Here is a 24035-nt window from a genome sequence, read left to right as displayed (position 1 = left end):
TATGTCGAATAAGAACTTAGATAACTGCAACCGATGGAGAAATAAAACTGTTGCTTTTCGGGTATCTCCCGAAGAAAATGAGCAGATTGACAAAGCGGTGCGGCTTTCGGGGCTTACCAAGCAGGACTATATCACAAGGCGGCTCTTATGCCAAGACGTGGTCGTGCAGGGCAATCCGAGGGTATATAAGGCACTCCGCAATGAACTTGCCGCCGTCCTTGCAGAATTGCAGAGGATTGAAGCGGGTGAGGGTGTAAATGAAGAATTGCTTGACACAATCGAGCTGATTGCTGTTATCCTCGGCGGTCTGAAAGGAGAGTGTGAAGATGGCAAATAAAAAAGAAACGGCTGCCCCGAATGTATCTGTTGGCGCAGATACGGAGCAACCGCCTAATGTAAACAATAACAGTATAACCAATTACCCGCCGAAAAACAATAGCAAAGCTCTTGAAACTGTATCTATGGCTGAATTGTATGATTCTGTATATCCGAGCAAGCCGCCTTTGATTGACGGTCTGCTCTACCCTGGCACTTATCTTTTCGCAGGCGCGCCAAAAGTCGGCAAGAGCTTTCTTATAGCGCAGATTGCGTACCATACCAGTATGGGAGTACCACTATGGGAATATCCCGTCCGAAAAGGAACGGTCTTGTACCTTGCCCTTGAAGATGATTACCGCCGCCTGCAGGAAAGGCTGTACCGTATGTTTGGCACGGACGGGGCAGACAATTTATTCTTTTCTGTTTCGGCGGGTAATCTTGGCAATGGTTTGGATGAACAGTTGCAGGAATTTATGAAACAGCATACAGACACAAGACTGATTATTATTGACACCCTCCAAAAGGTGCGTGAAGTCGGCGGGGATAATTACAGTTACGCAAATGACTATGAGGTTGTTACAAGGCTGAAACAGTTTGCAGACAGCTATGGCATCTGTATCTTGATTGTCCATCATACCAGAAAGCAGGGTTCTGATGATAAGTTCGATATGATTTCGGGAACTACTGGCTTGCTCGGTGCGGCTGACGGTGCGTTCCTGCTGCAGAAAGAAAAACGCATCGGCAACGCCGCCACGCTTGAAGTGTCGGGCAGAGACCAACAAGAGCAGAAACTCTATCTTCTCCGCAATCCCGAAACATTGTTATGGGATTTTCAAAAGGCAGAAACAGAATTATGGCGAGAGCCGCCAGAGCCTCTGCTTGAGGAGATAGACAAAAGGATTACTGCGGACTGCCCTTTATGGCAGGGGACTGCGACGGAGCTTGCGGCTTGGCTGGGAACAGAGTTACAGCCGAACAGCCTTGCACGGAAACTGAATGTCTTGTCGGGGCGTCTGCTCAACGAATACGGCATTTTCTATAAACGTGAACGGTGTCACGAGGGGCGTATGATAAGGCTGTACCGTGGGGAGCGTGACGGTATGTGACGGTGTGACGGTATTTTTAGGAGTGGGGTGCGGTACGGAAATAACCGTCACATCGACGCAAACCGTCACGGATAAAGTTTTTGCGGGGGTGCAGGGGGCTTTTTACAAAAAGCCGCCCTGTCTCGTCTGCCGACTCGGGCGGTTCGCAGCTTGTGTGCCACTGGCACACGCTCACCCCTCGGAGAGCGCAAAACCTGCTTGCAGGTTGCATTTTTGTTGGCGGAGCCGACAAAAGTGCTTTTGCGTTACTTTCGGGAAAGTAACAAAGCCTACCAGCCGAAAAGAAAGGGCGTGATTTTATAAGACGGACGATTAGCGCAATGGTGGGGAAAGGCTCAGTCAACCATAACAGCCGCAAGTTTAAGGCTGAAAATGTGGATGGGGAGCGTTCACACCTTAATGTAAACTATTGCAACGAGAGCATTAAGAAAGTGTATCATAAGCTATTTGATGAAGCATTACAGAGATATAACGAGAAACAGACGAGAACAGACCGCCGTATTGCTGACTATTACGAGAAGATACGGAACTCAAAGCAGGAAAAACCGTTCCATGAACTGATTTTGCAGATTGGCGATAAAGAAAATATGAGTGCAGGAAGCGAAAACGGACAGCTTGCAAGGCAGATTTTAGATGAATATTATCATGGATTTCAAGAGCGAAACCCGAACCTTTATGTATTTTCCGCTCATATCCATATGGATGAAGCAACGCCGCATCTGCACATTGACTTTGTTCCGTTCACGACAGGCAGCAAGCGTGGGCTTGATACAAGGGTATCATTGAAACAGGCGTTAGCGGCACAGGGATTCAAAGGCGGCTCCCGTGGCGATACGGAGTGGTCACAATGGGTATTTTCCGAAAAAGAACAGCTTGCCGCCGTAATGGAACGGTACGGAATTCAGTGGGAGCAGAAAGGCACGCATGAAAAACATTTGTCTGTCCTTGATTATAAAAAGCAGGAGCGGGAAAAAGAAGTTACTCAGCTTGAGGGGCAGATTTCGGAGAAAAAAGAGGAATTCCAAGTATTGTCGGACAGGGTGGAGAATTACGACAAAGGAATGGAAAACCTAAAAACTCTGGAACAGGCGCTTGACACTTCGCCAGAATACCAGTTGCCAGAGCCGCAGGGGTTGATGTCGGCGAAGTCGTATAAGAATAAAGTGGCAGAACCTTTGGTGCAAAAGCTGAAATCGCTTGTTAAAACGGCACTTATAAGGTGCTTTGAAGCATGGGACAGCTACTATCGGCTGAATGTCACAAACAGCAATCTCCACCGTGAGAATGAGAGGTTAAGGAAAACCAATGAGAAACTGGCAGGGGAAAATGAAAACCTCCGTGTAGAAAACAAAGATTATAAGCTGCTCCGTAAGACATTTGGGAGTAAGCAGATAGACAGCCTTTTAGAGCAGGCAAAAGCAGCACAAAAATCAAAACAGCGTGAAAAACGCTTTAAAAACAGCAAAGAAGAAAGGTAGGAAACACTATGGAAAATAGGATTTATGACGAAAATAACGGTCTCTGGTATGCAAGGCAAGACGACTATTACCTCCCAGAGCTTGCATTACCTCCCGAAGAAGAAAAGCTGATTGGTATTTGGGGACAGCGGCATTTACGGTATCTTAAAGAGCATAAACAGTTCGTTTATCTCAATCTGCTGACAAGCGGCAGGCTGAATGAATACCTTGCAAGCATAGATGAACAGGCAGAGGATATGTTTTTTCGGCTGGTAAAGGAGTATGCCGGCAAGCATGGAGTAACGGAGCAATTAAAGGCAGAAAACCAGCTTTTATGGGTTCAAAAAATGAATAATATTCGGGTTTGTGTGAGGGAAGTTGTGGAGAGCGAGTTTATCTATTCGTAGTGATAAGCGGCACTCCTGCAATATGTGGGAGTGCCGTTCAATTAAGCAAAAATAGTTCGGGGAATTGAAAAATCTTACAAATTCGTGTATACTTAAAATAATTAGAATGAGAAATTAGAATTTGCGAGGAAAAAGTAATGATACTAAAATATAGAAACGCAACTCCAAATGATATTGAAGAAATATACAGTATAATTCGCACTGCTATAGATGCTATGGAGCGAGATAATATTTTTCAATGGGATGATTTGTATCCTACTAAAGAAGATTTTCAGGAAGATGTTGATAAAAGTCAACTCTATGTTGGTTCAGTGAATGGTCAAATAGCGGTTGTATATACCTTAAACCAAAAATGTGATAAAGAATATGAAAACGGCAAGTGGAAATATAAAGATAAGCCATTTTATATCGTACATAGACTTTGTGTGAATCCGACTTTTCAGAATAGAGGAATTGCTAAATCTACGCTATTATATATTGAAAAGCAATTAACGGAAATGGGTATTCATGTTATTCGATTAGATGTATTCTCTAATAATCCATTTGCATTAAGGCTATATAATTCTTTAGGTTATTCGGAAGTTGGCTATGCTGACTGGCGAAAAGGAAAATTCTTTTTGATGGAAAAGTGTTTTTAGCTACAAGTTACGTTTTTTCATACTGGAAAACCGGGAATTATGGAGGAAAAGAAAATAGCATTTAAGTTAGATGGCGTTGTACCTTGGGGCAGAAATATGGAAGAATACAAATTGATGTTCCGTTTAGATGATAATGATATGTCAAAAAAAATTGCAGGGTTTGGCGATGGTCCAGCCTGTTTTAATTATGAGGTGACTGAAAGAAATGGAAGTGTTATTTCGTTTGATTTGATATATCAGTTTTCGAAAGAAGATATAGAAAAACGTATTGGGGAAGTTCGAACTACAATAATGCAGCAAATGCGGGAAAATATGGATAACTATGTGTGGAAGAACATTAAAAGTTTAGAAGAACTTGAAAGTACCCGTATGTCTGCTATGAGAAAATTTTTGTCTGATTATGAGAAGGGAAAAGCAGAGAGACGTTATGTATTCCATGAACTGCCTGATAAATTACCCTATGGAGCAGATTACTTTGATATTGGGTTGAGTTCTCACTTCCTGCTAATGTATACATCATTAGGATATAATTTTCATATAGCATCAATGACAGAAATGCTTAGAGTATGCAAAGAAATTAGAATTTTCCCGATTGTAGATTTGGATGCAAATAAGACAGACTTAATTAAAAACGTAATAGATTACTTCCAAAGGGATTATAATGTGGAAATTGTTAAGACAGAATATGAGTTCCAAAAGGGAGATAATAAATTATTGATTATAAGAAATAGAGATGTGATTTAGGAATAATGAGGTTTTAAAAAGATATGGATTATAAAATTCGGGAAATTAGAAAAAATGAATATCCAATATTATCTGATTTTTTGTATGAAGCAATTTTTATTCCAGAGGGCATGGATAAGCCGCTAAAATCTATTATCAAACAGCCAGAGTTACAAGCATATATTAAAGATTTTGGAAAAGCAGACGATTGGTGCTTGGTTGTGGAAACAAAAGAGCAGATTGTGGGTGCAGTATGGGTGCGTATTATGAACGATTACGGGCATATTGATGACAAAACGCCCTCATTTGCCATATCACTGTATGAGGAATACAGAAATTTGGGTATTGGTACAGCACTTATGGGAGCTATGTTGCAACTTCTAAAAGTGAAAGGATATAAGCAGACATCTCTATCTGTGCAGAAAGCGAATTATGCAGTCAAAATGTATAGAAAAGCAGGATTTGAAGTGGTTGACGAGAACAAAGAAGAATACATAATGATTTGCAAATTATGATAAAGTAGTGGTTTTTGACTATTGCATTTCTTAACAAAATCGCTTATAATCTAAGCCATAGCATATAGCTATTATCCGCAGTTACAGAGTTGGTGTTATCAACACCGATAACAAAATGATAACATTAGCTCATATAGGCAGGATAATATGGACATATCAAATAATCAAAAGATTTACATACTCGACAGAGAATAAATCCTAAATAAAATTAGTTAGTAAAAGTCGAGTTCGAATAGTAAACAGAGAGCCGGGAAGCCGCATAAACAGCGGACTTTCCGGCTTTTGAGGTGAGGCGTGATACCTTTTTGATACCTATATAATAGCAAGCCTTTATTAATCCAAGGCTTTTAATAATTTGTCTCTTAAATCTCCGGCATGGCTATATTCTATGTATTCTATACTTCCTAAGTCGCTTATTGCGTTGGTGTTTTTATCTTTGATTATGATAACGGGCTTTCCTAATCCATATACTAAACCTTGTTCCAACATAACATTAGGATTAAGTCCTGATATGTTTATGATTACCATTTTGCAGGCTTGTATCTGTTGACAAATTTTACACATTATATCTTTATTAGTGATTTCGTTATCTGCCTTATAATGTTCATAGCCTAAAGCATTTAACGCAGGAACAATACCATAATTATAGCTATCTAAGTATTCTGCGGAAAATGGCATGGCGATAAAAATTTTGTTGCGTTGATATTGAGGATTAATAGGACAACCACTGATGTCTAATTTAAAACATTTACGCATTTGATGTGGTGCAATCTTTTTTTCTGCCATTTTTAAGCGATTAGCTTCTATATCAGATTCTAATTTTCTTATTAAATTAGATAAATTGTTTAAGAAGAATTCAATAGTAGTATTTCGGACGGTTTTTTGTGTAGAAGACAAATCATGAGTATTAAATGACATATGGGTAATGTTGAGATTAGCGAGTGCATTATATTTGTCTAATAAATGGTTATATTCAACAATCCATGATTTATAAACATCAGTGTACACATAATCTTTGTTTTTTGAATAGATTTCTACCTTATCATGTAGATTTTTGATTTCGAATGATAGAGCTTGCATATCGTTAAAATTCATTTTATTTCCTCCACATATAGCTGTTATTTTTCTTATCATTCCCTTTTTCATTAACACTACTACTTGTAGCAGGCCAGTTGATTTTCCACTCAAAATATTCGTCCTCGGAAATCTCCCCATTCTTCAACTGCTCTTTCCGCAGACACCACTCCCGCATGAAATCATTGACTAATCCATACTCTAGCCACATACCCACCGGGGCATGAGCAGGCCAGTCATCATTGTCATAGTAACGTACCGATTTATCATCAGAAGCGTTGCATTTGCCGGGATTGCGGACAAGCTGAAATAAGTGGATCGTGCTGCGGTCATCTTCATCAAGCCAAAGGAATGTAAGCATAATATCTTCGGCGCAACCGGGGGTAACACCAATAAAATGGATGTAATTGACGTTCAGTATTTTTGCCATTTCCATTAAAGTGTTGTTTTTGGGAACACGATAGCCGGATTCATACTGTGCGATACGAACATCAGCATTTCGTTCCTCATATCCCAATTTTAAGCCCAGTTCACGCTGTGTCAAGCCCCGGAACGTGCGTATTCTCTTTATCCGTTCTCCTAATACCATAATCATGTGTCCTTTCTGAAAATTAGAATGATTGTTTTGATGTTATCATGTTACATCTGCTCCACAACTCGTCTTTATATGAAAACACATCTTTGTCAATCTTTCTTTCAATAAAGCCGACTTTTTCATAACATTGCTTCGCTAATGTGTTTTCATTGAAAATATTCAGTTGAACCGCTTTTGCGCCGGTTATCTGAAAAGCGTATTGCAGAGCCAGATTCAGCATTTCTTTTCCATAACCTTTTCCACGTTTTGTTTTATCAACGATGACAAATTTGAGAAAGCCGATATTGTCTGCTGTATTGACAGAATAACAGAAAAAGCCTACTGTTTGTCCGTTGTTTTCAGTCGCGACATGAGCACTGTCCGTCCAGTCCATTGCATTTTTCTCTAATAAATCATGGAAAGATTTTGGTGTCATGGGGTATGGCAAGGGATTTGCACACCAAAAGGCATGGGTTCTTTCGTTATCAATCTATTTTAATACATATTCGTAATCTTTATTTGGTATATACGGTCGGATTCTCATAAATGAAATGTTCTTTCTCCAATTTATTTATAAATTTGTTATAGGTAGTACACCAGTATATATTCTTCCTCGTTCTCCTTTACAATCTCAAAACCAATCTTTAAATACATCTTTGCCGCATAATTGGCTTTTTGAACAGAAAGAGAAACCCGGCTGTACCCATGTGATTTGAGCATGGTAAGAATTTCTTTCATCATAGCCGTTCCAATGCCAAAGCCCCGATATTCTTTATAAAGAGAGATTGCTAAAGAGGGCGTTTCATCATCTATATGTCCGTAATCATTCATAATACGAACCCAAACGGCACCGACAATCTTATTGCCAACCTCTGCCACTAATCCCCAATCATCTTTGGATTCCCCAAAATGCTTAACATAAATCTGTAATTCGGGAGATGAAATAATACTTTTGGTTGGAGGTTCGATACCCTCTGGAACAAAAATTGCTTCATATAGAAAATTATCCAGTAACGGATATTCCTGTTTTTGTATTTCCCGTATCGTATACTCCATAGCTTACCTCTCAATTCTGTATTCTCCATATATTCTAGCATAATTCAGATAATACAGCAATAAAAAACTTATCAGAAATGCTAAATTTAATAAAAAAGATAAGTTTAACAAATAAGCTATTGACAATAACAGAAATGTTAAGTATAATTCAAATACAGAGCTTAACAAAAACGCTAAATAAAAAGGAGGATATTGAATGAGGAATGAACTATTTGTAACTGCCGGGGAGGTAGCGCAGGAGTTGGGCGTTTCCAAACCATTTGCTTACAAATTAGTACGACAGATGAATGAGGAACTGGAAGAAAAAGGTTTTATCACAATCGCCGGACGTGTCAGCAGAAAATATTATGAAGAAAAATTCTACGGCATGGCGCAGGCGGCGAACTAAGGAGGGCAGATTATGGCGGCATATAAAGATGAACAGCGTGGAACGTGGTATGTATCGTTCCATTATTATGACTGGACGGGGAAGAACTGCCGAAAAGTCAAGAGAGGTTTCAAAACCAAAAGAGAAGCTACGGAGTGGGAACACCATTTCCGTATGAAAGAAGCGGCTGACTTGGATATGACTTTCGGTGAATTTGTGCAGGCATACACAAGAGATATGAAACCTAAGTTAAAACACAATACTTGGTTGACAAAGGAGCATATCTTACGCACAAAATTGTTACCGTACTTTGAGAATAAGAAAATGTGCGATATTCGTGCAAAAGATATTATCCAGTGGCAGAATGAGCAGATTTCCTATCGTGATGAAAAGGGAAAGCCTTATGCGCCGACTTATCTGAAAACTCTGCAATCAGAATTGAGCGCATTGTTTAATCATGCGGTACGGTTCTACGAATTAAAGAGCAATCCCGTTGTCAAAGCCGGTCCGCTTGGGAAAGGGAAAGCAGAGGAAAGGCTTTTTTGGACGAAGGAGGAATATCTGAAATTCATTGAAGCAGTAAAAGACAAGCCATATTCCTATCAAGCATTTCAAATTTTATACTGGTGTGGCTTGCGTGTTGGCGAACTTTTAGCACTCACGCCGCAGGATATAGATTTTGATAACAAGGTAATTCGGATAACAAAATCTTATCAGCGGTTAGAGGGAAAAGATGTGGTAACAGACCCAAAGACACCGAAAAGCAAGCGCAACGTCAGTATGCCGGATTTCTTGTGTGAGGAATTAAAAGAGTATCTCGGCAGACTGTACGGACTTCTCCCGACTGACCGTATTTTTCATCTGACAAAAAGTTTCCTGCACCATGAAATGACGAGAGGGGCAGGAAAAGCAGGGGTAAAGCGCATTAGAATCCACGATTTAAGTTATCCAAACTTAAATAAAAACCAAACCTTTCAGAAAAAAGACGTAAACCGCAACAAATACCGTCTGAAAAAGTTTGGATATTATTTTTATCTTTTTCTCTTGATACCGCAAAAATCTACAAGAGAGCCATCAGGATTTTTCCACTTTGCAGATACCTTTCTGTCGTTTTCATCCTCCAGAGTGGCCAGTGCCGTTGCTTTCTCTTCCACAGTGATATCAAGGTAAACCATCGTGGTCTGGAGCTGTTCGTGGCCGAGTAAAAATGAAATCTGTATGATGTTCATCCCATCCTCCAGCCAGTGTGAAGCCTTCGAATGGCGAAGCTGGTGTGCATGGAGCCCTAGCGGCACATCACTGCAGACCTCATGCGCCATCTTGGCATATTTCCTCAACATCTTGCTGATGGCAGGCTGGGCCAGCTTCCCATGGCATCCAGTATTACGGGAATAAAAGACATAAGCTTCCGGATCCGGTGTTTCCCCATGGAACTCTGCCAGGTAACGCTTTAAATGCGCGACGGTCTTGGGCAGCAGGTAAAGGGTGCGGATCTTATTTCCTTTCCCGATAATAACCGCATATGGTTTTTCGTCCGACAGGTGGAGCTGGCTGTTCTTCATCGACAGGAGCCCGTCCAGCCGGGCAGCGGTGCTGTAGAGCAGGATAAGGAATGCCATATCCCGGCGTCCGGCCCTGCTTAATGGGCTGGGGGCATCCAGCAGTGCCTTTACCGCTTCCCTCGTCAGGCCTTCCACTTTCTTTTTCTGGCATTTCCTGCGCGGGATCTGGGCCGCCTCCAGATACAAGTGCAGGTAAGCCACATCCCGGCTGCCCAGGTACTTCAAAAATGTCCTTAAAGATGCCAGCCTGTTGTTGCAGCTCTCCGGGCTGCATCCCCTGGATTCCCGCAGCCAGACAAGCCATTCTTCGATAACCGTATGCCGGAAGCAGTCTGCATTCAGGCTGTCACTGTGTATCTTTTTCTCATTCTCCAGAAAGAACAGGTACAGCACGATCGCATCCCGGCAGGATTTCAGGGTGTTCATGCTGTCTGTTTTCTGTGAAAGGACATAACCGTCCAGAAACCCTGAAATATATCCGGCTATCAGGATGCTTTCCTTATTAGGTTTCTTCATCTGCGGGCACCTCCGGCATCATCCATTCCGAACCGGCTTGTGTCTGTTCCTTTATGATCTCCGAGAGCCCGGGCACAATCGATTAGTAGTACTTCGTGCTCTCCACTGTCGTATGCCCCATGCTCTTACTGAGGAATACCAGCCTGTCATGGAACTCAAAGCCCCGTCCCACCCACCGGTTGATGTTTTCCACGGCATAATGGTGCCGGAATTCGTAGGCAGTAGCGTGGGATGCGTTCACCCCGCGCCACAGGAGGTTAAAGTTTTTGGCCACCCACCCCCTGCCCAAATGCGAATTCCGTATGGAAGGGAAGAAATATTCCCTCCCGGGCACAATCTCCCCAATGGCCGTATCGTACCTGCGCATGATTTCCAGCATGGAGTCATGCAGGACAATGTAATGCTGGTCATGCCCCTTGGAGTACTGTATATCCAGGACGCCCCTTTCAAGGTCTGCATTTTCCCTGGGGAGCAGCCTTGCTTCATTCGTGCGGATCCCGCTGCTGTAAAGGAGCCGGAAAAAGACGGGGATGGTCATTTTCCTTATGGCCGTCTCTTTCCGGTTGTTGATGACGGGGATATGGTCGCACTCATGGAAGAAACGGCTGAGCTCTTCCTGTGTAAAGGCATGGGGGATGTAAGTCCGCATTTCCTTACGGGGAATCTGCGGGGGCTGTACAGGGGACAGACCCCGCCCATTCAGGAAACGGACAAAGCTGTCCACCACATAGATCCTTGACCGGCAGGAATTGTTTGCTTCCGTGTGCCGCTGGCGGCACCAGCCGTCAACCATCTCCTGTGTCAGCATGGTATCACCCGGATAGTTTTCAAGGCAGTAGCGGCCGAAAAGCATCAGGTTCTCTTCATAGGAAGAGTCGTTCCAGCGCTGCGACGCCTGCCGGTACCGTATGAAATGGCGGATCTGCGGGGCAAGAAAAGACCGGAACTCTTTCATAAGGAAAACACCTCCTCCGCCAGCGGGAAAGCTTCTATGCTTAACGCGCACTCTTTTAAATGCACAAAGTCCGCCCTCAGGTAAGGCTCAAGGGAATCCGGGGCTGTATGTCCCAGGGTCTGCGTGATGACGGGCTGTGGGACGCCGTTCTCCAGCATGGAGGACGCCAGGTTGTGCCGGAAGATATGGGTGCCCTTCCTGTCTCCGGGCTCCTGCCTTATCCCCGCCAGCCTGCAGGCTTTTGCCACGATGTTGCCAATGCTCCTGGCAGCCAGGGGTGAAAAGGGATGTGTTTCTGACAGGAACAGGCGCAGGCTCCCGGTATCCGGCCTTTCCTCTGCCAGATAATCGTATATGGCATTGCCTACAACAGCAGAAAGAGGTATCTCCACCGGCACGGATGTCTTCTGCTGCTCCACCAGTATCCGTTCTTTTTCCCAGTCGATGGAGCTGAATGTAAGGCCGGCGATATCGCATCCCCGCAGGCCTGTAAAAAGGAGCAGGAGGAGAATGGCTTTGTTGCGGGCGGAGAATCCATCATTCTCTGCCGCATCCCGCAGGAGCCTGACTTCATCCTGTGTAAGGTATCGTATGTTTTTCCTTGTTTCGCGCAGCAGCGGGAGAAAGCCCAGTATCCTCCGGCACTGTGGTTCCTTCCATTTGAGTCCGGCCTTAAAGACAGCAGATATGTTCTTCTTGTAGGGACAGCTCTTCTGCAGCGTGCCGTCGTCCGAAACGAAAAACGACAGGACAGCATCTTCTGTCACTTCATCCAGGCTCCGGGCTCCCTGCTCCTGCATCCGGTATAAAAAAGATGCCGTGTTAAGGGACTCACCCCGGATGGTTGATTCTTTTTTGCCGCGCTGAACTTCATACGCACGGTAGAAATCAATCAGTTCCTGGAATTCCGGCACCAGCAGGTGGTAGGAGCCCCTTTCAAAAAGGGTATGGCGGTGTCTGCCGTCCGGAAAGTGGCCGAAGAGATCGAATTGCTCCAGGGCTCCGATGATCGTCCTCTTGTTGCGGAGATAGTCCTTGGAATGCGGTACCTTTAAGTATTCAAGGTAAATATCCTGGTATGACTGCCAGCGGTGGCTGTCTGCATCCGCCAGTATACGGTTGATTTCATCTCTGGACCGGTGTATGTAGGTACTGCAATAGCCATTGTTTTCCATGAAGGAAAGAAGTTCTTCATGGTGTTCCTTTAGGTTTTGTAAATCCATGGTATGACCTCCCTTTTTTTGTTATAAAGGAATCATACACCAAAAATAAAATCCAAACCTTTTCAGACGGTATTTGTTGCGGTTTACGTCTTTTTTCTGAAAGGTTTGGATTTTATTTAAGTTTGGATAACGGAGGAAATCCAAACGTTTGGATTTCTTAAGGCATTCGCACGTTTCGTTGCTAATCAGTATGGGATTTTCGGCGGTATCAATAGGGAACAGGGTAGGGCATGAAAGCGTGGATATTACGTTTCGATACGCCCATATGTTCCCGACAGAGCAGATACAAATGGCAGAGTTGTTGAACGCAGAATTTAAGGAGGGTACAGAAGAATGAGCGGCACACACAAATATCCAACAATCAGTTTTCGCATTTCTCCCAGAGAAAGAGAAGAAATCGAAGCAAAGATTTTTGCAAGCGGCATGAAAAAGAAAGATTATTTTGTCCGTTCCTGTATTTACAATCGTGTATGTGTGGTAGGGAAGAAAGAAACGGTATATCAAATTGTGGAAAAATTACAGGAAATGCAGAGTCGTATGGAAGAGCTGGCAGAACAGATAAAAGACGAAAAGCCGGAGGTCACTACCGAAGAAATCAGAGAGTTACAGACATCTTATGAGGATATGTTGAAAGCAATTCTTTGGATGTTGGACGGAGCAAAATATCTGTGGCAGGGAAGCACCAAAGGAGAAGAAAAAAGCCCCGACAGCGGCAACTGTTAGGGCTGTGATAACTGGAAAACCTCTGTTATCAGTATCCACAATACAAGTATAGCAGAGGGTTCTTCCAGTGGCAACGATTTTTCAGAAATGGAGGGCGTTTTATGGAAGAAACAAAAACAGAATTACAGTTGATTAAATTGTCGGAGATTCAGTCGCAGGAAGTTTCTTGGCTGTGGTTTCCGTTTATCCCCTATGGCAAGCTGACAATCATACAAGGCGATCCGGGTGACGGAAAGACAACATTTATTCTGAACATAGCGGCAAAACTGTCTAAGGGAGAAAGTTTAGACGGTGGAATGAATCTTACAGAGCCTTTGAATGTAATCTATCAGAGTGCGGAGGACGGTCTTGCCGATACGGTCAAGCCCCGATTGGAACAGGCAGGGGCAGACTGTGAGAAAATCTCGGTCATTGATGAAAAGATAAAATCCCTTTCCATGATAGATGAACGCTTGGAAGAAGCTGTTATAAAGACGGGCGCAAAACTGCTTATTTTAGACCCGATACAAGCCTATTTGGGCGGCGGTATGGATATGAACCGGGCGAATGAAGCAAGGGATATGACAAAGAAACTGGCGGCACTGGCAGAGAAATACCAGTGTGCGATTGTCCTTGTCGGGCATATGAACAAGGCAGCAGGAAATAAAGCGGCATACCGGGGAATGGGTTCAATTGATTTCTTTGCAGTCGCTAGAAGCGTTCTCTTAGTCGGCAGGGTTGAGGGAGAAGAAAATATAAGGGCTGTGGTGCAGATTAAAAACAACCTTGCTGCGTTCGGACACCCAAAAGCATTTGCACTGTCAGAGGACGGTTTTCAATGGCTTGGAGATTATGAGATTACGGCTGATGAAGTGTTAGGCGGTATTGCCCCCAAAGCAAATAAAATGGAACAAGCGAAACGGTTACTCCGGGAACTGGCAGAAACAAACAACGCCATGCAGAGCAATGAGATTTTCGGTCTTGCAGACGAACAGGGCATATCGAAGCGGACACTGGAAAATGCGAAGAAAGAGTTAGGTGTCCGGGCAAAACGGATAAACAACACATGGTATTGGGAATTGGATAAAATCAGACAGTGACGGACGGGCAAGGCAACAGCGCAACAATGCAGGGTATTAGAATTTTGCAGTCTTGGAATTGCGTTCTTGAAGATTGCAAGGTTGCAAAAATTATAGACATTGCAATGTTGCGCTGTTGGGAGAAAGCCGGAAAGCGGCGGCAACAAGGCGGCGAAAAGCCGCCCACCGTCCGAAGGACGGAAAGCCCCCAGCAGGGCGCAAAACCCGCTTGCGGGTTGCATTTTTGTTGGCGTAGCTGACAAAAGTGCTTTTGCGTTACTTTAGGGGAATGTTCTTAGCGAACCTTTTTAGATTTAAAAGACTGGCAGTGCAAAATAATGAAATATATCACGCTGCCGGTGTTTTTCGAGTTCGTTGGGCGACCACATGAGAACTCTCCAGGTCGCCAACGAAAGAATAGTAGATTTCAATTTTCTGTATGCGGTGGCCGCTGCTTTTATCGCCTTCATGGACAATGATCTTCTCAACCAGTTCATGAAGCATTCCGGGGGTCAGTTTTTCAAAGGAAGTATATTTCCTGGCAAGTCCCACAAAGCTGTTGATATTGACCACTTTGGAATCCTGCTCTGCGATCTGGTTCCTTATGTCCAGGGCCTCCGCTTTCAAGGTATGCTGTTCATTTTCGTAATCCCTGGAAAAAATTATGTAGCGCTCGTCTGACAGTTTCCCGGAGAAATTATCTTCATACAGCTTTTTGATGATTCCGTCCAGTTCCACAATCCGGTGTTCCTTAGTCACAAGTTCCTTCTGCAAAGTCTTGACATCTTCCTGCTGTTTGGAAAGCGTCCGATTCATAATGAGCCTGACAAATTCCTTTTCCTGCTCCGTGGCAAGTTTTGTAATCTGCCGCAGGTTTTCAAGAACCAGTTCCTCCAACACGGGTTGGCGGATATAGTGGGCGCTACAGCACTTCTCGACACTCCGTTTCCGATAACTTCCGCAAATATATCGTGGGTCTTTGCCAGAAGTATTACTCCCGGTTGAGAAGTGCAGAGGAGAGCCGCAATCCGCACAGTAGAGCATACCGGAGAAAAGTCCAGGCTCATGGTCATTAGTACGCCGCCTCCGGTGTTGGGAAAGCCTCTGGACGGTTTCCCATACTTCCTCGGTGATGATTGCCTCATGGGTATCTTTGAAAACCATTTGTTGATCTTCCGGGGTTGGGTAACGTTTCTTGAATTTATAAGACTTGGAAAATGTTTTAAAGTTTACCGTATGTCCCAGATATTCTTTGTGTTTTAAAATCATGGTGATTGTCGTTGCGCTCCATACGCATTCCGCATGAGGAAGATATCTGCGGGTTTTTCCAGTTCTCCGGTATTCAATGGTTCCGGGAGTGGGAATGTTCCTACGAGTCAGTTCGCTGGCAATCCGTCCAACACCTAGCCCTTCCACACGTAAGTCAAAGATCAACTTTACTACCGGGGCCGTTTCTTCATCAACCATAAGTTTTCCACCCTCACCTTTGATATAGCCATATGGGGCGTGGGAGGAAACCCGTTCTCCTGACATTCCCTTCATCCGTTTGACCGCCCGCTGCTTTTTGGAGCAGTCACGGGCATACCATTCATTAAATAAGTTACGGAAGGGAGTAAGGTCATTCTCACCTTTCTGGGAATCTACTCCGTCATTGACCGCCACAAAATGAATATCATACTCGGCAAACATAATCTCTGTGTACATTCCCACCTGAAGATAATCACGCCCAAACCTTGACATATCCTTGATGATTACCCGCTTGATTTCACCGGATTTAATGCCCTCAATCATTTTCTTAAAACTGGGACGTTCAAAACTTGTACCGGAATAACCATCGTCCACGAAAAATTGGGTGTTGATATAGCCGTTTTCCCTGGCATAGTTCAGAAGAATTTTTTTCTGGTTCTGGATACTGTTGCTGTCCCCATCGTTGGCATCGTCTACGGATAACCGGCAGTACAGGGCTGTCATGGCTTCTGGAGCCAACACGTTGCGGATAGAATACAAAGTATTTATGGCTGTTCTGTTTGTATCTTTTATCGTCGTCTGTAACATCATAACCTCCATTCCGACGAACTTTAAAAGACACGGGTTCGTGGTTCCATTATACCGTATCCCATCCGTCTTGTGAAGCGATTTATCAATTTAAAGCGCTAATATTTTCTTTTTGGGGACACAACATCAACATCACGCTCAGCGATATGCTGTAATTTATCAAAAATGGTTTCTTTGGCGGCTGTATTGAAGAAAGAGGATACCACATAGGTTGTGCCTTTGACTTTCTTCTCCATGACTGTTGCGGGCTTATTATCCGCCATTTCATCACACCTTTCTATGGCAAGAGGAAAATGCCACACTGGGATAACCAGCGCAGCGCCTCATTGTTCTTATTTTTCGTACCGTATTGTCTGGAACAGCGGGACTGTCCATCGGCTCGCCCCCGATACGTGGGAGTATTCAGGCCGGTTCGTGGCTGTCAGCCGGGTGGCTGCCGAACCGCCGCATACCGCCGATAGGTGGGTACACCATATTCGCAGTAAGTTTCGGTGAGAGGCACGGTTCCTCCCGCTGGTGGTCTTGGCGCTTTCCAGCCTGCCGGGGCTGGTTATCAAGCCGTCAAATGGTCGCTCTGGCCCTTTGATGTCATCGTGTTGACGGACGCTCTGGCCGTCCGCAGGGGGTCTTGGCGTTTGCGCTTGCGGCGCTCACACACAGCGTTTGGAAATCCTGAATACTGATATGAACGGCTGTCCGTTATTTGTCAAAGAACAAAATTGAAAAAAGGGAGTTTTCCCTTTCACTGTTAAGGACAAAAACCAGGCAAAAGTTGCTATCAGACCACCAGTTTTTTTCGGATTTTTTTCAGTGCGGCCCTGGCAGAGCGCATGACGGTAGACTTGTTGCTGCCTTCCATTTCCGCAATCTCCATGTAAGTATAGCCATAGGCAAAATGGAGAAGGAAACGTCGCCGCTGCTTGGGGCTAAACTCTTCCAAAACGTCCCGGATTTCTTTTAGGGTTCGCATACGCTCATAAGTCTGCTCAAGCGGTTCCGTGGACACTTCAAAGAGCAGGCAGGTATCCCAGGAGCGGCAGTCACGGTGGCGGGAATCCGCTTTCCGCTGGCGTTCCATCTCCCGGTCATACTCCGCAAATACCTGGAAAACCTCATAGGATACCTCCACCACCAAAGGGGTTCCCGCTGCGTCAAAGATCGTAACATGAAACATGAATCCCCTCCTTATGCGGCGCCGTCCATATGAATCAGGATTCCTTTAGGCAAAGGAAATTCTTCTTTACGTTCTGGGACAACACAGGCATGACCGCACGGGCAGGGAGCGGGGCGTTCCTCCGCAACGATAAGGACTGTTTCACCAGGGCGCAGCTTAATGACACGAACTAATTTCTCCATATACAAAAACCTCCAATATTTTTATTGAGGGCTTGTCCCTCAATAATCGGAGATTCCAGAAGGCAAAAATTAACGGGGTATGGGAAATTTCTTGAAAATGTTTTGGTCTGGAAAGAGAAGGGGCAGCAATCCATAGCTGGACGCTGCCTCCTTGAAGTCATAGGGTTATCTCATTAAGTAAATGCGGAGCTGTTTAAAAGCCCGCTGTATTAAATTCGTTACCGCCGCCGGACTACAGCCAAACATGACGGCAATCTCCTGGCATTGATATCCCTCCCAGAAACGAAGCCGTATCGCCTGCCGCTGGCGGTCAGTGAGGCGGCGCAGTCCAGTCGCTAATTCCTCATTCTGAACCAGGTCGGTAAAGTCCCGGATTCCGCACAGTATAGTAAAATCTTCTTCCGTGTCTATGTAATGTTCCAGAAACGTTAATTCCTCGCTCATGCTTTCCAGAGATTTGCAGTGATACCGATACTTCCGGTCAGAGTTGTCTAACAAGCGATCTTCTGCCTTTAATATTTCAATCCAATATTCTTCAGTCATTGCCGGTTACTCCTTTCATCAATTTTTTGAAGTGAAAATTGATGAAGGGCGGCCCACGGCACTGGTGAATAGCGGGAGAATCCGACAAAAATCGACAAATAAAAACGCCAGGATATTGATTAGCGATCCTGACGTTGTACTCTTGTGTTCGGTATAAGGTTTGATAACGGTGTTTATATAGGCTTAATCGTGCCTGTTTTGGGATAGGGAATCCCCCTGAAAAGTATATGCTTTTTTTGGTTTATTACCTGGTTTTACTGATTGTTTATGGAGATAAACATTGCCCGCCATGATTTCCTCCGACAGCAAATCATAGGCGGCGCACAATTAAGCCCTGCTACGAGAAGCCGTTTTTTTTATCTGGCTTCCACTTCCCATAGGGGGCTATATCATATTCTTATTCAAAATAGGCATAATATTACCTTTTTTAGAGAACCTATAAGGTAATATGAAACCATGAACCGGTAAGATAGAATAGATACGAGGTGACTAATTATGCCGGTTGACAAGATAAAATATTTGGGCGCTTGTATCCGCACCGCAAGAAAACATTGTGGGCTGACCCAGCAGGAACTGGCGGATCAGTCTGGTGTATCCGTGAAAACCATCAGGAATATTGAAACAGGGAAGATGAATCCCTCCTATGAGATTCTTTTTCCCATTATCAACCGCCTGGGGCTGTCCACAAGTGATTTATTTAATTTATCCCCAGACGAGCAGGAGGAAGAAATCCAGCGCTTCATTGGAAAGTTCAGGGCCTGCAACCGGACAAACCAGCTTATCCTTCTGGGGACTTTGGATTATCTGGCAGAGCAGTTATTGGCTGTCCAGAATAAATCTAATTTAAAACGTTTGGAGTAAATCAACTTTTTTTAAAACAAAAAAGAATCGGTCAGACAAAAAACCATGTCGCCCGATTCTTTTTCAAGTTAGGTTAAAATATATTTTAATCTCTCAGGTTCGGATTCTTTACCGTTAATAGAAATATAAGTGATAAAACTAATGAAATCCTATGTTTCCTTTTTTTATAAAGAAACTGCCGCAGGTTTTTATTAGGCGGCAGTTCTTCTTCCTATGGAATCAATTTGACTACTTTCTGCATATAGCTTAATTATCTCCCGTTCGTTTTACCATTTCTTCCATAATTGAAGTGATTTTTTTATACAGATCTACTTCTCGTTTGGTTTCTGTTGTTTTGGGGTCATAGATAAGTGAACTCTGATAGCGAACAAATGCTAGTACATTCCCATCAGCAAAATCATGAACCGGCTCCAACGGCGAGTACCATGATTCTGGTTCACCTCTATCAAGCCTTTCTCCTCCATAACAGACATATTTTTTATCTTCCTCAGATATAACTCCTTTACTTTGAAGAAAATCTAAAAATTCGTCATATTTTTCCTGGGATATATTTTGGGGATTCCAGTTGGAGGAAAGGTACTCATAGTCTTTGTCCTCCAACTTTCCGTTCGGTTCCGTTGCTGTAGACGAAATACTGCTTGTATCTGAAAATGTTACTCCCTTCGTGCGGTGATAGAAAAGGTAGCGTTCCAATTCACTCATGTAAATTCCGGCATTTTGTTTCAATCCCACATTTTCCAGATTAGAAGCCCAGTTTTCATAATACTGTTTAAAATCCATGGCTGTGTTTACATCCTGGTGACTGCCAAGTGCCATAAGTGGTATCCCGCTGCTTGCCTTTACGCTTTTGTCCCCCTGCTGTGCCAGGTGAACACGTAACGCAGTCATTTCCGCAGGCGTGGCATTTTCTGCGTTCACATCGTTTAAATGAATTTTCTGGGTAAAAGTTTTTCCTTGGATATCTTTTCCCTCGACATACATCACCGGATCGTCATCTGTGGAACTTTCGTCATACTTCATGTGAAGTTCCTGCCCCGAAACAGGGCTGAACTCACTATGTAAATAGCCCATTTTTAACGTACCATGATAATTGCCGCTGGGAGTAGATGATGACTTTCCACTTATCTCGCTTTGACCAAAAACATTTCTCATATTATTTCTGGACGTAGTTCCAACCGGATATCTTGCCGTGGGAAAGCCTGTGCCTTGTAAACCTAATACACTCATTTTTTCTCCTCAATCTGTTTTTTTGATTTATGCTTTTAATTGTTCCAATATCTCTAAGAATTTTCTGTAATCCTGAAAATGCTGCGATTTATTTACATCAACATCGGTAGCCGCTTTTGAATACTCATATAAATTTTTATACGAATCCAGTCCTCCAACTTCCAACATAGTTCCCAGTCCTCCTAAACTTCCAAACGCATGGTTTTTTCTGTCAGAAACGTCATCGCATTTTGTTAAAACACCTTCCGGTTTTGTTGGATTGATCTTGCTTTCATCTAATGGTGTAATGCCTAAATAGATAGCGGTAGCCCTTCCTTTAGAAATAATACCGGCTTCCACCAGTTCACCCATGAGCGCAATCGAATCTTCTTTTGACATATTTGTGGAATTATATTTCTTTTTCAGGTTTTCCAGTTCTTCATCAGAAAGTTTATCTTTTTTTGAACCCTCCACCCATTTCTCTGCCTGCTGTTGAAAGTAAGAAGGGTGATAGGCTACTTCTTTTTTTGTAACTGCGTACACGGGATATCCATTTACCATCTGAATTGTCATAATCGTGTTACTCCTTACATCTCAGTCTATGGTTCTTCTGTCAGTCAGAACCATTTATGCTCCCTTAAATATAAGTCCAAGCATATACTGTTGTTTAACTATTTTCTTGTAACATACGCTCAAATATAGCCGTAATTTTACGGTACAGTCCTTTCGTTTCTTCATTAAACGATAATGGGTTAGAATATACCAGAGATCCCTGACTGCGTGTAAAGGCTAACACATTCCCGTCAATGAAATTATCCACAACAGGTTCCTCAGAATAATATGCACCTACCATGCTGTCCACTTGTTTTACAACTGTGCCATTATATCCAATTCTCCTTTTCTCATCATCTGATATAACATCTTTGCTTTGGAGATAATCCAAAAAAGAATTGTAGTCATCTAAGGTCATATTTCTGGGATTGAACTTTAATGCAAGCTGCTTATAATCATCATCACTAAGTCCATTGATTTTCAGAGCAAAAGCCGCAGGGCTATTCTGGTTAATTGGTTCTTTACTTTTTTTAGCCGTATTCAGTTTTGAAGCAAAACTGCCGGCTTTGGAAAATATGGTTTCTGTTTTTCTAGTGCCAGACCAATTAAAGGAATTGTCCACACTATTTATATTCATATGTTCACCTCTCTAATCTTTCTTGATTTTATATTTTTAAGAAATAATCAGAAACTGTAGAGAATTATTATTTCACCTCCTTTTAACTCGAACTCTCTAGTCTGTTCATTTCGTAAAAATCAACTTTCCTATAATAATTTTCTTAATTCCTCCACATCTTTTTCGGGTAATTTTCCGTCTCCAATGAAGGCAGCTACAAAACGACTAAACGAATTGCCATAGCAATCTGCCACTAACTTCTTTGTCCAGTTATGAATATGCTGTTCTTTTGTACATAAAGCATAGTAATAATTGCAAGATGTACCTTTCTCTGCCCCAACCAGTTCCATTTTTTGTAGACCCAAAAGAAACGTGTTCAGTGTTTGGACTTTCCACGCTTTTCCCCATTCACTGGTTGCAATATCCATAATCTCTCTGAATGTCATGGGGGCTTTTGCTGCCCACAATAGTTCCATGATCTGTTCCTCTGTTTTTGTCAAACCATAATTTTTTTTCATTTTATCATTCTCCTTTCCCAATATTAATGTGGGCAGGACATATAAGTTGCTGTACTCAATAATTCTCCCACTTTCTTATCCGAACATTTTGAACATTTAAGTGCCGAATATGTTTCAACTATACAACCACCATTACCATCTTTTTCGTGATATGTCATCTTTATAGGAATGGAATAATCATGCTCACAAATCTTTCTATCGTTTTTGTTCACATGACAAAAATCGTAAACAGTTCCATCATCCGCAATTGCAAAGCAATCTGATAATAATTTTTCCGGTAAAAAAGATTCATCCAAAGTAGACATATTTACGCCAATCGCTTTATCATTTTCATTTGTAATCGTAGACGGTGGCTCATATGCAAAAACAGTAACTCCACCAGCCATACAAATAAAGGCAGCCATAATTACAGATAAAATTGTTTTACTTGTTTTATTTCTTTTTATTTCCAAAATTCTCCTTTTATACAGTTTCTTTTTCCTGAAATTCGCAAACCCAACCCCAAATTGCTCTTTATCTAAAGACACATTTTCTACAATAAGTCTTAATAATAAATTTCCATATTTGCTACGTTCTTCTTCCCCCTTCCCTTCCATCACCACACTGTCACAATACATCTCACTAATACAGGAAAGTTCAGCAACCAATAAGTATACAAATGGATTAAACCAGTGAATTGCTATAACAAGCAAACCCACTAATTTTATCAATATATCATTGTGTTTAATATGTACCAATTCATGGGTAATCATATATTCACATAGTTCATCGTCCATCTGACAATCTTTATCCCAGATTGGAAACAACACTGTGGGGGATAGCACCCCGATTGTAATTGGTGATTCACAGTATTCAGAACAGATAAGTTTTACGTCCTTTTTAATATTCAACATTGCTTTCTTCCTGGAAAAGAATTCCCGCATTTTCCATTCGGTTGATCCTTCCAAATCAACAAAACATATTTGCTTCATTTTTCGGTATTGTATAATTTGTTTCCATATGATGAAAGAAGAAATCAATGCAATAAATAACACAGTCAAATAAATGGACTGAACTTTTGGCGACAACAATATTGAATCACGATTTGCGACAATAATGTAATCGCTATTCATTTCCAGTGGTTCATGTTGACTAGCTATTTCCCGTATAAATGAAAAATTATCATAAAAAAATCCCCACACATAATATTTGCATAATGGAAATGGAATCAGGTAAAACATCAATGCTATTTTTAATAGATTATACCTCCATTCCAGTGAAAAGTAACGTTTTGACAATGGATAGAGCAATAAATAGAAAACAAAAACAACCGTCCCTGATAATGACATAACAAAAAACATATTTTTAAATATGATAATGAGAAGGTTCTTAAGCATGATTTAAGGCCTCCTTTACAGGCTCTTTTAAAATTTAACCAGTTGTCTGCCGCTATAACAGTTTCCGTAGTTCTTCAATATCTTCCTTTGACATTTTTTTCGTTGTCGGAAAGATTCCATATAAGCGGCTTGGCTCATTAAGATAGTTCTTTATCTGTTCTTTTTTCCAGTTATCAATAAATTCCCCCTTTGTACACGCCGCACAATATATGTGGATAGCAATCGTTTCATCTATAATGATAGCACCTGCTTTTTGTAAATCAACCAAGCAAGATTTCAGCTTTCGTGTCTTCCAATTTTTACCCCACTTGGATTTAACAAGAGTTATGATTTCCTCATAAGAAAGCGGTTTGTCCATTGACCACAGCAATTCCATAAGTTGCAGTGATAAACGATTCAAACCATACTTTTTAAACAAGAACCTCACCTCCTCGTCCCTTACCAATACAATGCTATCATCACTCGGCATAGTGTATGTATTAATATATGCTTGTTTGTTATTAGTTTTTTCTAGTAACCACTAACATTTTCATAATACCTTAATCTGGAAATTTTGTCAATATATTGTTTGTGCATTTATTAGTATTTTCTAATAAGTCATTTGTTATAGGAATAAAATTTTTATCGGAACAAGCCGCAAAAACCATTGTAATCACAAGGATAATGCGGTAAAAAGTTCC

The 24035-nt window shown here is 42.3% G+C and carries 29 protein-coding genes and 2 pseudogenes; 13 read left to right on the top strand and 18 right to left on the bottom strand.

What is annotated here, in order from left to right:
• The first annotated feature begins 1 nt into the window (after position 1).
• The 7 genes from NFS31_RS14850 to NFS31_RS14820 all read left to right on the top strand — a co-directional run bounded on the left by NFS31_RS14850 (position 2) and on the right by NFS31_RS14820 (position 5164).
• The gene (locus tag NFS31_RS14850; protein WP_251496518.1) at positions 2 to 337 is read left to right on the top strand and encodes a plasmid mobilization protein; all 336 of its coding nucleotides are present in this window, start codon (positions 2 to 4) and stop codon (positions 335 to 337) included.
• Positions 327 to 1424 (top strand): helicase RepA family protein, encoded by a 1098-nt coding sequence (locus NFS31_RS14845; RefSeq protein ID WP_251496516.1) that lies wholly within the window; start codon positions 327 to 329, stop codon positions 1422 to 1424. Before NFS31_RS14850 ends, NFS31_RS14845 begins: the two co-directional genes overlap by 11 nt.
• Before the next feature lie 320 nt (positions 1425 to 1744).
• Positions 1745 to 2902, top strand: a complete 1158-nt coding sequence (locus tag NFS31_RS14840; protein ID WP_251496514.1) for a plasmid recombination protein — start codon at positions 1745 to 1747, stop codon at positions 2900 to 2902.
• An 8-nt stretch (positions 2903 to 2910) separates the two neighbouring features.
• A complete protein-coding gene (locus tag NFS31_RS14835) occupies positions 2911 to 3288 on the top strand; it encodes a TnpV protein (RefSeq protein ID WP_120409994.1) in 378 nt (125 codons plus the stop codon).
• A 137-nt stretch (positions 3289 to 3425) separates the two neighbouring features.
• Positions 3426 to 3926, top strand: a complete 501-nt coding sequence (locus tag NFS31_RS14830) for a GNAT family N-acetyltransferase (protein WP_199714844.1) — start codon at positions 3426 to 3428, stop codon at positions 3924 to 3926.
• 39 nt (positions 3927 to 3965) lie between these two features.
• Complete coding sequence (locus NFS31_RS14825; protein WP_251496512.1) at positions 3966 to 4670, top strand: SAM-dependent methyltransferase; 705 nt, start codon at positions 3966 to 3968, stop codon at positions 4668 to 4670.
• A gap of 23 nt (positions 4671 to 4693) precedes the next feature.
• A complete protein-coding gene (locus tag NFS31_RS14820; protein WP_120393853.1) occupies positions 4694 to 5164 on the top strand; it encodes a GNAT family N-acetyltransferase in 471 nt (156 codons plus the stop codon).
• A 333-nt stretch (positions 5165 to 5497) separates the two neighbouring features.
• Here NFS31_RS14820 and NFS31_RS14815 read toward each other — a convergent pair whose 3' ends face one another.
• The 4 genes from NFS31_RS14815 to NFS31_RS14800 form a co-directional block, all read right to left on the bottom strand.
• Positions 5498 to 6259 (bottom strand): nucleoside 2-deoxyribosyltransferase, encoded by a 762-nt coding sequence (locus NFS31_RS14815; RefSeq protein ID WP_251496510.1) that lies wholly within the window; start codon positions 6257 to 6259, stop codon positions 5498 to 5500.
• 1 nt (position 6260) lies between these two features.
• A complete protein-coding gene (locus NFS31_RS14810; RefSeq protein WP_251496507.1) occupies positions 6261 to 6827 on the bottom strand; it encodes a helix-turn-helix domain-containing protein in 567 nt (188 codons plus the stop codon).
• Between the two features lie 22 nt (positions 6828 to 6849).
• Positions 6850 to 7302, bottom strand: a complete 453-nt coding sequence (locus NFS31_RS14805; RefSeq protein ID WP_331482684.1) for a GNAT family N-acetyltransferase — start codon at positions 7300 to 7302, stop codon at positions 6850 to 6852.
• 92 nt (positions 7303 to 7394) lie between these two features.
• Positions 7395 to 7868: a GNAT family N-acetyltransferase gene (locus NFS31_RS14800; protein ID WP_251496501.1), complete on the bottom strand. Its 474-nt coding sequence runs from the start codon at positions 7866 to 7868 to the stop codon at positions 7395 to 7397.
• A 196-nt stretch (positions 7869 to 8064) separates the two neighbouring features.
• Between NFS31_RS14800 and NFS31_RS14795 the strand changes: the two genes are divergently transcribed.
• Both NFS31_RS14795 and NFS31_RS14790 read left to right on the top strand, forming a co-directional pair.
• Positions 8065 to 8256: a helix-turn-helix domain-containing protein gene (locus NFS31_RS14795; RefSeq protein WP_016228662.1), complete on the top strand. Its 192-nt coding sequence runs from the start codon at positions 8065 to 8067 to the stop codon at positions 8254 to 8256.
• Between the two features lie 12 nt (positions 8257 to 8268).
• Entirely contained in the window at positions 8269 to 9405 is a 1137-nt protein-coding gene (locus NFS31_RS14790; protein ID WP_251496498.1) for a site-specific integrase, read from the top strand.
• Positions 9406 to 9449: 44 nt separating this feature from the next.
• Here NFS31_RS14790 and NFS31_RS14785 read toward each other — a convergent pair.
• The 3 genes and pseudogenes from NFS31_RS14785 to NFS31_RS14775 all read right to left on the bottom strand — a co-directional run.
• Positions 9450 to 10223 (bottom strand): annotated as a pseudogene (locus tag NFS31_RS14785) (tyrosine-type recombinase/integrase); the annotation flags it as partial.
• Between the two features lie 172 nt (positions 10224 to 10395).
• Positions 10396 to 11268 (bottom strand): tyrosine-type recombinase/integrase, encoded by an 873-nt coding sequence (locus tag NFS31_RS14780; protein ID WP_251496495.1) that lies wholly within the window; start codon positions 11266 to 11268, stop codon positions 10396 to 10398.
• Complete coding sequence (locus tag NFS31_RS14775; protein WP_251496493.1) at positions 11265 to 12491, bottom strand: tyrosine-type recombinase/integrase; 1227 nt, start codon at positions 12489 to 12491, stop codon at positions 11265 to 11267. Before NFS31_RS14775 ends, NFS31_RS14780 begins: the two co-directional genes overlap by 4 nt.
• A gap of 151 nt (positions 12492 to 12642) precedes the next feature.
• Between NFS31_RS14775 and NFS31_RS14770 the strand changes: the two are divergent.
• The 3 genes and pseudogenes from NFS31_RS14770 to NFS31_RS14760 all read left to right on the top strand — a co-directional run.
• Positions 12643 to 12828 (top strand): annotated as a pseudogene (locus NFS31_RS14770) (site-specific integrase); the annotation flags it as partial.
• The gene (locus tag NFS31_RS14765) at positions 12825 to 13214 is read left to right on the top strand and encodes a plasmid mobilization protein (RefSeq protein ID WP_251496490.1); all 390 of its coding nucleotides are present in this window, start codon (positions 12825 to 12827) and stop codon (positions 13212 to 13214) included. The pseudogene NFS31_RS14770 and the gene NFS31_RS14765, both read left to right, overlap by 4 nt.
• 101 nt (positions 13215 to 13315) lie before the next feature.
• A complete protein-coding gene (locus NFS31_RS14760) occupies positions 13316 to 14293 on the top strand; it encodes an AAA family ATPase (protein WP_251496487.1) in 978 nt (325 codons plus the stop codon).
• Between the two features lie 327 nt (positions 14294 to 14620).
• Here the strand turns inward: NFS31_RS14760 and NFS31_RS14755 are convergent, their stop codons facing one another.
• The 5 genes from NFS31_RS14755 to NFS31_RS14735 form a co-directional block, all read right to left on the bottom strand.
• A complete protein-coding gene (locus NFS31_RS14755; RefSeq protein ID WP_251496485.1) occupies positions 14621 to 16330 on the bottom strand; it encodes a recombinase family protein in 1710 nt (569 codons plus the stop codon).
• Positions 16331 to 16425: 95 nt separating this feature from the next.
• The gene (locus NFS31_RS14750; RefSeq protein WP_251496483.1) at positions 16426 to 16590 is read right to left on the bottom strand and encodes a transposon-encoded TnpW family protein; all 165 of its coding nucleotides are present in this window, start codon (positions 16588 to 16590) and stop codon (positions 16426 to 16428) included.
• Positions 16591 to 17105: 515 nt separating this feature from the next.
• Entirely contained in the window at positions 17106 to 17501 is a 396-nt protein-coding gene (locus NFS31_RS14745) for an RNA polymerase sigma factor (RefSeq protein ID WP_251496481.1), read from the bottom strand.
• 11 nt (positions 17502 to 17512) lie between these two features.
• Positions 17513 to 17683: a hypothetical protein gene (locus tag NFS31_RS14740; protein WP_251496479.1), complete on the bottom strand. Its 171-nt coding sequence runs from the start codon at positions 17681 to 17683 to the stop codon at positions 17513 to 17515.
• Positions 17684 to 17848: 165 nt separating this feature from the next.
• Entirely contained in the window at positions 17849 to 18226 is a 378-nt protein-coding gene (locus tag NFS31_RS14735) for an RNA polymerase sigma factor (protein ID WP_251496477.1), read from the bottom strand.
• A gap of 495 nt (positions 18227 to 18721) precedes the next feature.
• Between NFS31_RS14735 and NFS31_RS14730 the strand changes: the two genes are divergently transcribed.
• Positions 18722 to 19087 (top strand): helix-turn-helix domain-containing protein, encoded by a 366-nt coding sequence (locus tag NFS31_RS14730; protein WP_251496475.1) that lies wholly within the window; start codon positions 18722 to 18724, stop codon positions 19085 to 19087.
• 246 nt (positions 19088 to 19333) lie between these two features.
• On the opposite strand, the gene NFS31_RS14725 is transcribed toward NFS31_RS14730, so the two are convergent.
• The 6 genes from NFS31_RS14725 to NFS31_RS14700 all read right to left on the bottom strand — a co-directional run bounded on the left by NFS31_RS14725 (position 19334) and on the right by NFS31_RS14700 (position 23773).
• On the bottom strand, positions 19334 to 20314 hold the full coding sequence (locus NFS31_RS14725) for a hypothetical protein (protein WP_251496473.1): 981 nt from the start codon (positions 20312 to 20314) through the stop codon (positions 19334 to 19336).
• 27 nt (positions 20315 to 20341) lie between these two features.
• Entirely contained in the window at positions 20342 to 20866 is a 525-nt protein-coding gene (locus tag NFS31_RS14720; protein WP_251496471.1) for a hypothetical protein, read from the bottom strand.
• Between the two features lie 94 nt (positions 20867 to 20960).
• Positions 20961 to 21482 carry a hypothetical protein gene (locus NFS31_RS14715; protein ID WP_251496469.1) on the bottom strand — a complete coding sequence of 174 codons (522 nt, stop codon included), beginning with the start codon at positions 21480 to 21482 and terminating at the stop codon, positions 20961 to 20963.
• Positions 21483 to 21610: 128 nt separating this feature from the next.
• Positions 21611 to 21979 (bottom strand): BlaI/MecI/CopY family transcriptional regulator, encoded by a 369-nt coding sequence (locus NFS31_RS14710; protein ID WP_251496467.1) that lies wholly within the window; start codon positions 21977 to 21979, stop codon positions 21611 to 21613.
• A 23-nt stretch (positions 21980 to 22002) separates the two neighbouring features.
• Positions 22003 to 23355, bottom strand: coding sequence for a M56 family metallopeptidase (locus tag NFS31_RS14705; RefSeq protein WP_251496465.1), 1353 nt, complete (start codon positions 23353 to 23355; stop codon positions 22003 to 22005).
• Positions 23356 to 23407: 52 nt separating this feature from the next.
• Positions 23408 to 23773: a BlaI/MecI/CopY family transcriptional regulator gene (locus NFS31_RS14700; protein WP_251496463.1), complete on the bottom strand. Its 366-nt coding sequence runs from the start codon at positions 23771 to 23773 to the stop codon at positions 23408 to 23410.
• Positions 23774 to 24035 lie beyond the last annotated feature (262 nt).

Origin of the sequence: Otoolea muris (genome assembly GCF_943193115.1) — a bacterium.
In the GTDB taxonomy this organism is placed as follows: Bacteria; Bacillota; Clostridia; order Lachnospirales; family Lachnospiraceae; genus Otoolea; species Otoolea muris.
This window is presented reverse-complemented; position numbering and strand designations above follow the sequence as displayed.